This is a genomic window from Anaerocolumna sedimenticola (genome assembly GCF_009931695.1).
GTDB classification, from domain to species: domain Bacteria; phylum Bacillota; class Clostridia; order Lachnospirales; family Lachnospiraceae; genus Anaerocolumna; species Anaerocolumna sedimenticola.
In genome coordinates this window covers 453,275-466,823 of record NZ_CP048000.1, presented here as the reverse complement: position 1 = coordinate 466,823, position 13,549 = coordinate 453,275, and the positions used below count along the sequence as shown (strand labels likewise).

At 36.4% G+C, this 13,549-nt stretch carries 10 protein-coding genes and 2 pseudogenes; 9 read left to right on the top strand and 3 right to left on the bottom strand.

Translation table 11 applies throughout. The annotated features are described in order from the left end of the window. Positions 1-88: 88 nt before the first annotated feature. On the top strand, positions 89-1,279 hold the full coding sequence (locus tag Ana3638_RS01930; RefSeq protein WP_161836534.1) for a CDP-glycerol glycerophosphotransferase family protein: 1,191 nt from the start codon (positions 89-91) through the stop codon (positions 1,277-1,279). Positions 1,280-1,433: 154 nt separating this feature from the next. Here the strand turns inward: Ana3638_RS01930 and Ana3638_RS27220 are convergent. From Ana3638_RS27220 to Ana3638_RS01920, 3 genes and pseudogenes are all read right to left on the bottom strand, one after another. After that, positions 1,434-1,617: pseudogene (locus Ana3638_RS27220) on the bottom strand (IS5/IS1182 family transposase); the annotation flags it as partial. Positions 1,618-2,051: 434 nt separating this feature from the next. Continuing rightward, positions 2,052-3,077 (bottom strand): LCP family protein, encoded by a 1,026-nt coding sequence (locus tag Ana3638_RS01925; protein WP_161836532.1) that lies wholly within the window; start codon positions 3,075-3,077, stop codon positions 2,052-2,054. A 199-nt stretch (positions 3,078-3,276) separates the two neighbouring features. Next, complete coding sequence (locus tag Ana3638_RS01920) at positions 3,277-4,695, bottom strand: undecaprenyl-phosphate glucose phosphotransferase (protein WP_161836530.1); 1,419 nt, start codon at positions 4,693-4,695, stop codon at positions 3,277-3,279. 320 nt (positions 4,696-5,015) lie between these two features. Here Ana3638_RS01920 and Ana3638_RS01915 point away from each other — a divergent pair, with 320 nt between their 5' ends. The 8 genes and pseudogenes from Ana3638_RS01915 to Ana3638_RS01880 all read left to right on the top strand — a co-directional run bounded on the left by Ana3638_RS01915 (position 5,016) and on the right by Ana3638_RS01880 (position 13,533). Next, positions 5,016-5,588 (top strand): hypothetical protein, encoded by a 573-nt coding sequence (locus Ana3638_RS01915; RefSeq protein WP_161836528.1) that lies wholly within the window; start codon positions 5,016-5,018, stop codon positions 5,586-5,588. A gap of 68 nt (positions 5,589-5,656) precedes the next feature. Then, complete coding sequence (locus Ana3638_RS01910; protein WP_161836526.1) at positions 5,657-6,613, top strand: S1C family serine protease; 957 nt, start codon at positions 5,657-5,659, stop codon at positions 6,611-6,613. 465 nt (positions 6,614-7,078) lie between these two features. After that, positions 7,079-8,520: pseudogene (gene clpX, locus Ana3638_RS01905) on the top strand (ATP-dependent Clp protease ATP-binding subunit ClpX). Between the two features lie 327 nt (positions 8,521-8,847). Further along, positions 8,848-9,525, top strand: coding sequence for a hydrolase (locus Ana3638_RS01900; RefSeq protein WP_161836524.1), 678 nt, complete (start codon positions 8,848-8,850; stop codon positions 9,523-9,525). Between the two features lie 60 nt (positions 9,526-9,585). Further along, positions 9,586-9,825: a hypothetical protein gene (locus Ana3638_RS01895; RefSeq protein WP_161836522.1), complete on the top strand. Its 240-nt coding sequence runs from the start codon at positions 9,586-9,588 to the stop codon at positions 9,823-9,825. A gap of 322 nt (positions 9,826-10,147) precedes the next feature. Beyond that, positions 10,148-11,296, top strand: a complete 1,149-nt coding sequence (locus Ana3638_RS01890; RefSeq protein ID WP_246240706.1) for an ABC transporter substrate-binding protein — start codon at positions 10,148-10,150, stop codon at positions 11,294-11,296. Positions 11,297-11,651: 355 nt separating this feature from the next. Continuing rightward, positions 11,652-12,530, top strand: a complete 879-nt coding sequence (locus Ana3638_RS01885; RefSeq protein ID WP_161836520.1) for a branched-chain amino acid ABC transporter permease — start codon at positions 11,652-11,654, stop codon at positions 12,528-12,530. Positions 12,531-12,537: 7 nt separating this feature from the next. Continuing rightward, positions 12,538-13,533 (top strand): branched-chain amino acid ABC transporter permease, encoded by a 996-nt coding sequence (locus tag Ana3638_RS01880; protein WP_161836518.1) that lies wholly within the window; start codon positions 12,538-12,540, stop codon positions 13,531-13,533. The last annotated feature ends 16 nt before the right edge of the window (positions 13,534-13,549 follow it).

The following is a 13,549-nucleotide window of genomic DNA, read 5'->3' as shown; positions in this document are numbered from 1 at the left end:
AGTTGTGGCTTAGGTCGAAGGAAAATATGATATAGGAAGAGATGCCACGTGATACTTCTTTCAACCTGCGAAAAGCATGGGGTGTAATATGAGAAACCAAATAAAACAAATGTTACCCAAATGGGTGTTAGAAATATTAAAGCATATAAGATATCTCTGGATCGTAGTATTATTCCATATTTTCCATCTCTTTCCAATTAGTAGGAAGCGGGTTGTAATCTGTAATGTATGGGGATTTGGTGATAATGCTAAGTATGTTGCAGAGGAATTGGTAAAACAAAAGGATAGGGTTAGCGGCCTTGAAATATATTTCATAGCAAATCATCCTGATACAGCTTACGCTCCCAAAGGGATAACAGTATTAAAGACCAATTCCATAAAAGCAATTTTTGTTCTGGCTACAGCAAGGACTTGGGTTGACAATAATCGGAAAGAAAATTACATACGAAAAAGAAGAGGGCAATATTATATTCAAACCTGGCATGGAGGCATTGCCCTGAAAAAAATAGAAAAAGATTATGAAGATAAGCTGGGAACTAAGTATATAACCAACGCGAAAAGAGATTCTGCAATGACGGATCTCTATATATCCAATAGCAGTTTCTGTACTAACATGTACCGAAACAGCTTCTGGTATACTGGTGAGATATTAGAATGCGGCAGTCCAAGAAATGATATTCTGCTGAATCCTTCCAATCAATCGCTGTCTGAAATCAGAACACGGCTTGGAGTAAGCACAGAGGCCAAAATAGCCGTTTATGCCCCTACTTATAGGGAGGGGGATAATAATACCGAGCCTTATGAATTGGATTTTGATACATTATTAAAAGCTTTGGAAGATAAATTCGGAGGCAAATGGATTATTGCAGTTAGGCTACATCCTTTAGTTTCCGGGCAGAGCGGGTTTATAAAATACAATAGCAAAATTATTAATGCATCCCATTACAGGGATGTCTATGAACTTATGGCAGTTAGTGACCTGTTAATAACGGATTATTCTAATATTATGTATGAATTTTCATTTATGAAAAAACCCGTTATTTTATATGCATCAGATGTAGAGGAGTATGAGAAAGAAAGAGGATTTTATTTTGATTATCAATCCCTTCCGTATCTGAAAGCCAGAACAAAAGAGGAATTGATCACAAATATCTATAATTTTGATTATAACAATTATAAAGAAAACATTGAATCATTTTTTAATAAATTAACAATATATGAGAAGGGTAATGCATCGAAAAAAGTAGTGGAAAGGATTATCAAGACCGTTAGAAACTAGTAATTTTTATATTAATTCTTATTCGCTTACATTATCTTATATAATATAATTCTATTATGAATTTCAAAAGGGGCTGTCGCTTTAACGATTGAAAAATCGTGAGGCGGCAGCTTCCTTTTTGTCTAAAAATACTTTTTTTCATTTCATCTTGAGTTGAATTGTGTTTGTTAAAAATAAAGTACCTTAAGTCAGTTAAATTTATATCCTCCACAAACTGACTTAGTAATCGAACGGAATCATCTTCTGAGATTACACATTCAAGATTTAGCGGAAGTTTTAATTGATATCCGCTCTGAAAATGAAGTATAATTTTTAGGTAAATTATTTTGTAATCGCATACAAATATTTTACCATAAATCCCTTACTTTTCGAAGTTAGGGATTTATTTTGTTGTCGAAAAAGTAGGACGGCGCCTCAGAAATCTTGAATGTTTATCACATAGATTTGTAAAAGACTAGCGTGTGATTATTAATCCATTAAGAGACCGTTTGCCGCCATCGGTTCTTAGGTTGTGGCAGAATCACTTATCTGCCACGACCTTATGTACCGCTATGTGCGGCAACCGAGTGAGAACGTGTCTTTTGTTGGATAATAATCACACGCTATTTTGATATCCTAAAATGTGATAAACATCTCTAATGAAAAAGGGCGCCGCATTTAATGCGACAGCCCCTCTTTTACAGGAGTTATTACGTATGATTATCTTAATATCTAGAGCTTTTATTATTTACAACAGATAGGTTATTATCTAACTAATTAATTACTATTTTTACTATTTCTTACCGGTTATTTCAAGAATCTTTGCACTGGTTTCCTGGACTTTATTTGATGGTACGTAAGCCTCGTCTTCAAATAAGAACTGGTGGAGTTTGGTTACATTAGCTGCTAAATCTACCGGAAAAACATAAGAAATTTTGTTGTAATACTCTGCAACATTCTCAAACGGAAAACCGGTTTCATCTACGATATTATAAGAAAGAATATCCTTAGCAAGGCCTAACATATCCATGGAATCCAAATTGGTATAAATCTGAGGAAATATTTCATTTACAATGGAATTAATGGTTATTATATCAGCCTTTTTTGCCTTTTCAAAAATTTTCTGAATAACAAGTCTTTGACGTTCGGCACGCTTAAAATCGCCTCCGGCAGTGTATCGGATTCTTGCATAGGCCGTTGCATGGGTGCCGTTAACCAATTGGGTGCCGGCTGATTCCAGCTTGCCAACATTAGTACCGTTTATCTTATTTAATTCTTTTGTATAACCGTTGACATATTTTAATTCTTCATCCGTTATATCCAGAGTAATTCCGCCTAATAAATCAATTACTTTACAGACTGCATTAAAATTTACGGTAAGATATTCTTTTACATCCAGGTCAAAGTTCGTATTTATAGTATTTAATGCCATAGGATACCCGCCTTTAAAATATGCGGCATTGATTTTATCAAAACCTTCTCCCGGTATATCAGCATAAGTATCACGGTAGATTGATGCTAATTTGATGTCTTTTGTTTTACGGTTTATACTGGCAATTACGATGGTATCACTGTGAGTACTCTTTTCCAAAGCATTATCTCTGGAATCAACACCAAAAATGGCTATATTACGGTAACCGCCGATTTCCTCACTATCTATGCTATTAGTTACAATAGATTCATCGCCGCTGGTATCCAGCTGTGTCTTACCTGTAATATATATGAAATAACCAAATCCAATCACAATTAATAGCAGCATTAAGTCAATAAATAGAAGTACTTTTCTCTTTAATCTTCTTTTCTTTTTTTTCCTGTTCATAAAGCTAGCCTGACCCTTCTAATTTTGAATGGGCTGCTGCAAAAGGGTATAATGACAATTATATCAAAATTGTCACCCATTCTTGCAGCAAGCCCTATTATTTCTGCGAAAGCAAAATGAGAATTAGCAAGCTTGCTTGCAATAATTCCAACGCGCACGCCAACCGAAGAAACGCGCTAAGCATTTTTCTTCCGGGTTTTTAATATGCATTTTTATTAATAAATCCATTAAACACAGTAAGAAACAAAATTTTGAAATCTAATGCAAAAGTCCAATTTTCAATATAATATAAGTCACATTCAATTCGCTTACGGATGGAAGTATCACCACGGAAGCCTTTAATCTGCGCCCAGCCTGTCATTCCCGGCTGCACCTGATGTTTTATCATATAACGGGGGATTTCTTCCTTAAACTTATCTACGAAAAACGGTCGTTCCGGACGGGGACCTACCAAACTCATTTCACCTCTTAGAACATTAAACAGCTGCGGTAATTCATCAATGCTGGTCTTTCTAATCAGTTTACCTATCTTTGTAACACGGGGATCGTTAAAGGTTGTCCAGGCTTTTTTCTCTTTGGATTCCGTCTGCACTTCCATGGAACGGAACTTGTACATTTTAAATTCCTTATTGTGCCGCCCAATCCGTACCTGGCAGAATATAACCGGGCCAGGGGAAGTCGCTTTGATTATAATAGCTACTGTAATCATTGGTATGGCAAATATAATTAATGCACAGATACAACCAAATAAATCAACCGCCCGCTTGATAACGCGGTTAAAGGTATTGCTTAAAGGTACATTACGAATATTGATAACCGGCAGACCGTCAAGGTCCTCCGTATAGGGTACCGTGGGGAAAAAGTTCTGATAATCCGGAATAAATTTGGTGTGTACACCGGATTTTTCGCAGATACCTACGATACGTCCCAATTTTGAGTATTCATCTATGCTAAGGGTAATGGCTATTTCATCCAGTTTGTTCTGGGGAAGTATTTCCATCAGATTGTCAATGGATCCAATGACTTTAATATTCTTATATAAGGTTCCACGTTCCATATTATCATCCAGAATACCATGAATGTAATATCCCCATTGGGGATTTACCAGAATACGGTCAATGTATTCTTCTGCTGCACGGCTGTAACCTACTAAAACAATATGTTTTAAATTATAGCCCTTTTTGCGGGCTGCCTTCAGGAAATAGGCTAATATGGCACGAAAACCTGTATCAAATATGATATTTACAATGAAGAATATAAATATCATGTAACGGGAGTAATTACTTTCTTTTACTAAATAAAGAATAAAGGTGAAGTAAAAGGTACCCAAAAAATTAGCTTTAATAATATTCCATAAACTGACCCGTTTACTTTGTACGCGTTTTGGTGTATACAAATTACATAAATAATAAATAATTAAATAACCCGGTATCAAAAAGAATAATATTCTGGAGTATTCCGGAAGAGTATAAAACCAGGCATTCGGATCCCATTTAATCAGTGAACGCAGCGGGCTGTAAAATCTAAGGTAATAGGACACGACGTAGGATAACGCCAGCAAACAGCCATCGATTACTACATGAATTCTATTAAATGTCTTTTGATTATCTTTTATCATAATTCTCACCATAGCCGATAGAAAGGCATTCTTAAATCTGTGTATATTTTAGAGTATTGTCACAAAGCATCACTAATATAATACATGATTCAAAGTCAATCCACAATATATAAAATTCTTAATATTTGATGTAGGAATCTTAAGAATTAGAAATAGAAAACACAAATTTTTTCATGTATTTTCACAATCTTTACACAAAGTACTGATAAAATAAAACCATAAAATTAGAAATTAAATTTATTTCTTGATATATGAAATTAGGTACTATTAATAGAAGTAACGGCTCGTACGGGTACCTTAAGAAAGGAAGGAGTTTTTATATGTCAGATGATTTTTTAAATAACCAAAATAATCCATACAATCCCGATACTCAGAGTGATCAAATAAGTCAAACCGACTCAGGATATGATGGTTCTGTTAACAGTACAAGCAGCTTAAATCAAAGCAATACTGGTGACTTAAACCAAAATGGTACCAGTGATCTTACTGAAAAGTCTACAAGTACAGAAAGTCAAAATAATACCTCTGCACCTTATAGTTTCTGGGCAGAACAGATTGCTGCATCGAACCTAAATCAATCAGGTTCAGCAGATCAAAAGGAACAATTTTCATATTCTTATAACAATAATGAACAAAGTCATGTATTTGATATGCCGGATGAGAATATAAACAAAAATAAAACAAAAAAACCTAATGTATTTAAGAAGGCAGTTAAATTTGTGTTAGGAGCAGCGGTTTTTGGTGTTGTTGCAGGAGCTAGCTTTATTGGTTTTAATCTGGCTTATTATGGAATGAATCCGAATGCGGCTCCTATTTCTATTCGGGTTGACGGGGATAAGGGAGCTTTCGGTGGTTTTCAATTAAATTTATCAGATTCAGAACATAAAAAATAGCAGCAACTACGGTATCCCAGGAAGGAATCCAGCAAAAAACCGATGTTACTGATGTAGTAGATGCCACAATGCCATCCATTGTAACGATTACCACTACCTACACAGAATCCTATGACTGGTTTGGTCAACAGTTTGACCAGCAAAACGAGGGCGGAGGTTCCGGCATTATCGTTGGTAAAAATGACAAGGAATTATTAATAGCAACAAATAATCATGTCGTGGAAGGAGCGGATCCGATTAAAGTAAAATTTATCGACGGATCCGAAGCAACTGCGATTATAAAGGGGACTGATGCGGTAGCAGACCTTGCAGTTATCTCTATAGATCTTAGTACAATTAAGGATGCCACTCTTTCTGCCATTAAAGTAGCTAAATTAGGTGATTCAAAATCCGCCAAAGTAGGTGAAATGGCGATAGCAATCGGTAATGCATTAGGATACGGACAATCTACAACTGTAGGATATATCAGTGCGAAAGACCGTAAAGTAGAATTAGAAGACAAGACTATGGTATTATTGCAGACAGATGCGGCGATAAATCCAGGTAACAGCGGCGGTGCTCTCTTAAACCTTAATGGTGAAGTAATTGGTATAAACACAGTTAAATATGCATCCAATGAAGTAGAGGGTATGGGATTTGCCATTCCGATTTCAAGAGCATTACCTATTATAAATGAATTAATGAACCGTGAAATATTAAAAGATGCTGAAAAAGGATATCTTGGTGTATATATCGAAGATGTAACAGAAGACATTGCTAAAACGTACAACTGGCCGGTAGGCGTATATGTAAAATCTACTGTAGAAGGCGGAAGTGCTGAAAAAGCAGGTATTATTGCCGGAGATATTATCACGAAAGTTAATGACACGGAGATAACAGCGGGTACCCAATTAAGAGAGAAAGTTACTTCCTATAGAGTGGGTACGGATATAAAAGTTACGGTTATGAGAAGTACCAATGGCAAATTTGAAGAAAAGCAGATTACAGTGAATCTTGGGAAAAATCCGGAATCGAAAGACAATTAATTCTTTTATTTACGCGAAAGCAAAGTGAGAATTAGCAAGCTTGCTTGCAATAATTCGCACGCGCACGCGAACCGGAGAAACTCGCAAAGCATGTTTCTTCCGGTTAATGAATAAATTAGCCAGCGAGGTTAAAATAACCGGGGATTGCTTTAACGTAGAGAAATTATGATGCTTTACGGAAATAGCATTCCCCGGTCATATTTTATTTTCACCAAAGTAAAGAAGTGTTTCAAAAAATTTACATTTTATAGTGAAATATGACTTTATTTGTGTTAAAATGAATTACTATGATTTAAAATATTTTATATTTTCTATTATAATTGTTTATAAAAATTTAAATATTCTGCTATTGTACACCTGTTCGGTGTACGATATAATGATATCTATGTCCGGGGATTTATAACACTTCGGATATAGAATTGTACTATTAACAGGTTTTGCACAGGATAAAGGAGAGGTAGATAAATGGCAGATGATTTTTTCCGTGATGATATAGATAATAAAAACAGTAGTTCTGAGGGGAAAGAAACAAAAGATAAGGATGATTATGAAGCTGTCTGTTATATTTGCAGAAGGCCGGAAAGTAAAGTCGGTAAAATGATCCGTATACCGAATAATATATGTATTTGCTCAGATTGCATGCAGAAAACATTTGATACGATAAATAACAGCGGGACACCTTATATGGAAATGATGGGATTCCCCCAAATATGATGAATCTTAATAATATTCAGAATGAGATTCCCAAAAGCCAGAAAATCAAGAAGAAAAAACCGGCGGAGGATAAGGCAGAGGAAGAAAATATTCTGGATATCAAGAATATACCGTCACCACATATTATAAAAGGACAATTGGATGAATATATTGTTGGACAGGAGTATGCGAAAAAGGTGATTTCCGTTGCCGTTTACAACCATTATAAACGGGTTGCTACCAATACAATGGATGAGATTGAAATAGAGAAATCCAATATGTTAATGATTGGACCTACCGGAAGCGGTAAAACATTTTTGGTAAAAACTCTTGCAAGGCTTCTTAATGTTCCTTTAGCCATTACAGATGCGACTTCCCTTACTGAGGCCGGTTATATCGGCGATGATGTGGAAAGTGTAGTATCAAAATTGCTTGCAGCGGCTGGTAATGATGTGGAAAAAGCTGAACGGGGAATCATTTTCATTGATGAGATTGATAAAATTGCTAAGAAGAAAAATACCAATAACAGGGATGTCAGCGGGGAATCAGTTCAGCAGGGGATGTTAAAACTGTTAGAGGGCAGCGAAATAGAAGTGCCTGTGGGTGCTTCCAGTAAAAATGCCATGGTACCTATGACGACAGTGAATACCAGAAATATATTATTTATCTGCGGGGGTGCATTTCCTGAACTTGAGAATATTATTAAAACAAGATTGAATAAGCAGTCCTCCATAGGTTTTTCCGCTGATTTAAAAGATAAGTATGACAGTGACCCAAATATCTTACAGAAAGTTATCGTAGATGACCTCAGGGAATTCGGTATGATACCGGAATTTATCGGGCGCCTTCCTATTATATTTACGTTAGAAGGGCTGACCCAGGATATGTTAGTAAAGGTTTTAAAAGAACCTAAAAATGCAATTTTAAAGCAATATCAGAAACTTCTTCTCTTAGATGAGGTTTTACTGGAATTTGACGACGGAGCATTGGAAGCGATTGCCCGGAAAGCCTTGGAAAAAAAGACAGGGGCAAGAGCGCTGCGTGCTATAATAGAAGAGTTTATGCTGGATATTATGTATGAGATACCTAAGGATGATAATATCGGTAAAGTGGTCATAACAGGGGATTACATTGAGAAAAAGGGAGTTCCGTATATTGAAATGAGAGGGACCAGAACGAAAACATTTATTCCCGTGTTAGAACAGAATAATTAAAGATAACCGGTAAACCTGTCCTGAACTTCAATTATATTTAAAGTTAGGGCAGGTTATCTTTTAAAGATAATTAATAAATAATCTGTAAAAAAGTAACAAAAAATTCATAAATTAACGACAAAATTTGCTTGTTTTGTCATGGGTTATTCTGTATACTTAAGAGGTATAATGTGAAAAATTAATCAATTTTCACGTTCTATTTTGTCAGTTTTGAAAGTAAACTTGCGAAATGCATGGGTATAAAATGAGGATATTATTGCAAACCAATGAAATTTCAATATAAAACTTTGCAGGGTCCTTAAATAATTCGAATGGGAGGAAGCATGTATGGAAGATAAACATTTGCCGGAGATAGACGGAAATCTTAGGAAACATATGGTCCGGGTACCCCAGGTAATCGATCAGGCAAGCGGTATCCGAATTTTTGGCAAATTAATTAAGTCCCTGGTATTTACAACAGATATTGCTATTATTCGTAACTGTAATGCCAATGCCGTGATAGCCGTATATCCGTTTACACCCCAGCCCATTATCACCCATTCCATCATCAATGTTTCCGATGTACCGGTATTCTGCGGTGTGGGAGGCGGTACGACAACCGGCGTACGGGTTCTTAATCTGGCTGAAGATGCTGAATTTCAGGGTGCAGTTGGAGTTGTGTTAAATGCACCCACACCAAACGAGACCATTGCATATTTAAAGCAGAAAATAGATATTCCCATTGTGATAACTGTTGTATCTGAAAAAACAGATATAAAAAGCAGATTGGAAGCTGGTGCAGATATTATTAATGTGTCTGGAGCAGCTAAAACAATCGATATCGTAAGGCAAATCAGAAAGGAATATCCTAAAGTACCTATCATAGCTACCGGAGGACCTACAGAGGATAGTATTGTTAATACTATAGAGGCAGGTGCGAATGCAATAACCTATACACCACCCTCCAATGGAGAAATATTTAAAAAACTAATGAACAAATACCGAAGTGAGGATAACATAATTTAGTTTCTTTATGTACTTATATATAAAATACTTATTACCCGGAAGAAAAATGTGAGGATTGTTATGTTCCTATTTAAAAAATGGAAAAGGAAATCACCGGAAAAGGGAAGCCAAAACAATACGGTTAGGGAAGAGACAAGTAATCCGGAACCGGAAAAGGTTAAGGAAGAGCAGGAGTATGAAATCGTAGAGAAGGAAATATTACCTGAAAAGATGATATGTCCCGACTGCGGAGGAATTACCCTGGTCGGACTGGATTTTTGTGATAAATGCGGAGGCGAACTAATAAACCACGACAATTAAACGAGGGAGGGATACCCCTCGGGAGATCTGCATGAAAGATATGGATATTCGGTTAATAAACCCGTGATACCCATTAATTTACTGCTAAATTAGCAGTTGACAAATATCTGTTACAATAGTAATATATATGCAGAATAAAGGCGTTCACTAATACTCTATTGGAACGCCTTCTTTTCTATCTAAACACGATTCTTTAGTTAATGAAAGAATTGACATGGTTCTGTACCCTGATACTTTAACGCATTACTAAGAGATAAGTTCAAAGCGGTGAACGATGTAAATGAAATCATTATCTAATAATATATTAAAGGGAGGAAACTTTATGAAAAAAACGATGAAAAAAGTTTTATGTTTAGGCCTTATCAGTGCTATGGCCGTAGGTTCTTTAGCAGGCTGCGGAAAGAAAGAAACAGGAAGTTCCACAGAATTTCTTATCGGTGGGCTTGGACCGTTAACCGGACAGGCGGCATCTTATGGTGTATCAGTTAAACAGGGTGCCGAAGTGGCGATTGAAGAAATTAATAAGGCAGGAGGGGTTAAAGTTGGAGATTCCAGTTTACAGTTAAAACTTGATTTTGCTGATGATGAAGCTTCAGGTGATACTGCAATGTCAGCTTATAACAGTTTAATGGATAAAGGTATCCAGGCATTACTTGGTACCGTTACCAGCGGCGCAGGTCTTGCTATAGCGGAACAGACGAACGCCGATGGTATCTTCCAGATTACTCCATCCGGTTCTGCCCAGGATTTAACAGCTTATGACAATGCATACCGTTTATGTTTTACCGATCCGGTTCAGGGTGTTACCATGGCTGACTATGCGGTTAAAGATTTAGGGTTAACTAAAATAGCAGTTATTTATAATAATTCGGATGAATACAGTACCGGTGTTATGAAGGCATTTGCAGATCAGGTAGCGAAAGACGGAGGCGAAATTGTTGCCAGTGAAGCTTTCGAAAAGGATGCGGTAGATTTTACAACTCAGTTAACCACAATTAAGGGAACCGATGCTCAGATTATCTTTGTTCCTGCTTATTATCAGGATGCTGCATATATTACAACCCAGGCAGCAGAACTTGGTATGAATCTTCCTTTTATCGGATCAGACGGTTGGGATGGTGTATTAGCTAAAGTTGTAGATCCTAAGGTATTAGAGGGAGCTACTTTCTTAAGTCCTTTCTACGCAACAGATACGGATCCTAAGATTCAGGCTTTTACTACTGCATATAAAGAAAAATACGATGCTGTTCCGGACCAGTTTGCAGCAGACGGTTATGACTCTGTATATGTAATTAAAGCAGCTCTGGAAAAAGCAGGTTCTACAAAGAGCGAAGATTTAATTAAAGCCATGACAGAAATCCAGGTAAGCGGACTTACCGGTGATGTTACATTCACTGCCGACGGTGAACCAAATAAAGGTGTTAAATTCGTTAAAATCGTAAATGGTGAATATACTTCATTAACAAAATAACAGTTATCTACGAATTGAAATTTGAATAATTAGTTGACAAATGAAGAAAATTTACTAATAATATTACTGATCGGAAGTTTGCCTTTAAACTTCTTAGTTAATTTAAATTCAATAAATCTATTTTACTGGAAATCCAGAATTTGCAAAAGAACAAAAGGAAATTTTATGATGGATAATGTATATTTTATACTGTTATCACCAAGACTTCCTTTTGTTCTTGTGATTCATACAGGTTTTACATGTATAAAATCTGAGCTTCTTCGCTTGGCGCAGAGCAAATAATGTGTACTGGGAAGAGGATGTTCTGAGTTTAGCGAAGAATCTTAGATGAAAAAGAAGAAAGAGGTGATATTTAATGGAAAGCATAATAGAACAATTAATAAACGGATTACGTTCCGGAAGTATATATGCATTAATTGCTTTAGGGTATACCATGGTATACGGTATTGCTAAAATGATTAATTTTGCCCATGGAGATATCATTATGGTGGGGGCATATACATTATACGTAGCAACAGCAGGATTAAATATACCGGTAATACCGGCAGTCCTGTTAACAATAGTAGTTTGTGCAGTACTGGGAATTATAATAGAAAAGGTGGCATATAAGCCGCTTAGAAAAGCTCCGGCTCTTGCCGTATTAATTACTGCTATCGGTATGAGCTTTTTATTGCAAAGTATTGCATTATTAATATTTAATGCAAATCCCATAACATTTGAATCTATTATTAAGTTAAAATCTGTTAAAATAGGTGGGGTTACTATTTCCGGTGTAACCATAGTGACCTTAGCTGTAACCTTAATTTGTATGGTTGCCTTAACCCTATTTATAACGAAAACAAAAGCGGGCAGTGCCATGCGGGCTGTATCGGAAGACAGGGCAGCAGCAGAATTAATGGGTGTTAATGTAAATAAAACCATATCCATGACCTTTGCAATAGGTTCTGCGCTGGCGGCAGTTGCCGGAATTATGTTTGTGTGTCAATATCAATCCATCAAACCTACTTTGGGAGCTTTGCCGGGAATCAAAGCCTTTGTCGCTGCTGTTTTGGGTGGTATCGGAAGCGTACCTGGTGCTATGCTTGGCGGTATGTTACTTGGAATCATTGAAAGTGTATCCAAAGCATATATTTCCACCGAACTTGCCGACGCAATTGTATTTGGTGTATTAGTTCTGGTTCTTTTAGTAAAACCATCCGGTCTTCTGGGAAAGAACCGAATTGAGAAAGTGTAGGTGGAATATGAATAAAGGAATTAAGGGAAATATTCGAAATAGAAATAATCTAATAAATAAGAAAAACATAATTACATTAGCGGTTATTATAGCAGTATATATCGCTTGCGTTATTTTAGTGGATGGCGGTATTTTAAACCGTCAGGCTAAGTCCTTATTGGTTCCTATGGGTATTAACATTATATTAGCGGTTTCCTTAAACTTAACAACAGGTTTCTTAGGAGAACTTTCCTTGGGTCATGCCGGGTTTATGGCAATCGGAGCTTATACCGGAGCTATTTTTACTCTTCATGCTAATATGCCGGAAGCAGTAGAATTTTTAATCGGAATTATCTTAGGCGGTGTGGTGGCTGCTATTTTTGGTGTTCTTATCGGTGTACCGGTATTACGACTAAAAGGGGATTACCTAGCAATCGTAACTCTTGGATTTGGTGAAATTATACGTTCTCTCGTTAATTTTATGGGAATAACGGGGGGTGCTATGGGTTTAAAGCAGATTCCCCGGTATTCTAATTATACCTGGGCCTATGTAATTATGATAATAACTCTGTTATGTATTACTAACCTGGTTAATTCCAGATATGGAAGAGCGATCAAAGCCATACGTGATAATTATATCGCTGCAGAATCCATCGGTATTAAAGTAAGCCGTTATAAAATTATGGCTTTTGTTATTGCAGCATTTTTTGCCGGTGTGGCTGGAGTATTGTACGGCCATCATCTAAGTATCGTAAAACCCGGTGATTTTGATTATAATAAATCGATAGAAATTCTTGTTATTGTTGTACTTGGCGGAATGGGAAGTATCCGTGGTTCTGTTATTGCAGCAGTAATATTAACCATATTACCTGAAATGCTTCGTGCAGCCGATGATTTTAGAATGTTATTATATGCTGTCGTATTAATTGCAATGATGCTGTTTAATTCCTCCGGTTTTCGTGCCAGATTGGAAGAGAGCGGTAAATTGCCAAAGATTCCTTTACTTGCCAGTAAAGGGAAATAAGAAAAGAGGGTGGATA

Excerpts from the sequence above, each read along its gene's own strand:
- Ana3638_RS01930 (WP_161836534.1), top strand. The coding sequence starts at position 89 with ATGAGAAACCAAATAAAACAAATGTTACCCAAATGGGTGTTAGAAATA.
- Ana3638_RS01925 (WP_161836532.1), bottom strand. The coding sequence starts at position 3,077 with ATGAACAGGAAAAAAAAGAAAAGAAGATTAAAGAGAAAAGTACTTCTA.
- Ana3638_RS01920 (WP_161836530.1), bottom strand. The coding sequence starts at position 4,695 with ATGATAAAAGATAATCAAAAGACATTTAATAGAATTCATGTAGTAATC.
- Ana3638_RS01915 (WP_161836528.1), top strand. The coding sequence starts at position 5,016 with ATGTCAGATGATTTTTTAAATAACCAAAATAATCCATACAATCCCGAT.
- Ana3638_RS01910 (WP_161836526.1), top strand. The coding sequence starts at position 5,657 with ATGCCATCCATTGTAACGATTACCACTACCTACACAGAATCCTATGAC.
- Ana3638_RS01900 (WP_161836524.1), top strand. The coding sequence starts at position 8,848 with ATGGAAGATAAACATTTGCCGGAGATAGACGGAAATCTTAGGAAACAT.
- Ana3638_RS01895 (WP_161836522.1), top strand. The coding sequence starts at position 9,586 with ATGTTCCTATTTAAAAAATGGAAAAGGAAATCACCGGAAAAGGGAAGC.
- Ana3638_RS01890 (WP_246240706.1), top strand. The coding sequence starts at position 10,148 with ATGAAAAAAACGATGAAAAAAGTTTTATGTTTAGGCCTTATCAGTGCT.
- Ana3638_RS01885 (WP_161836520.1), top strand. The coding sequence starts at position 11,652 with ATGGAAAGCATAATAGAACAATTAATAAACGGATTACGTTCCGGAAGT.
- Ana3638_RS01880 (WP_161836518.1), top strand. The coding sequence starts at position 12,538 with ATGAATAAAGGAATTAAGGGAAATATTCGAAATAGAAATAATCTAATA.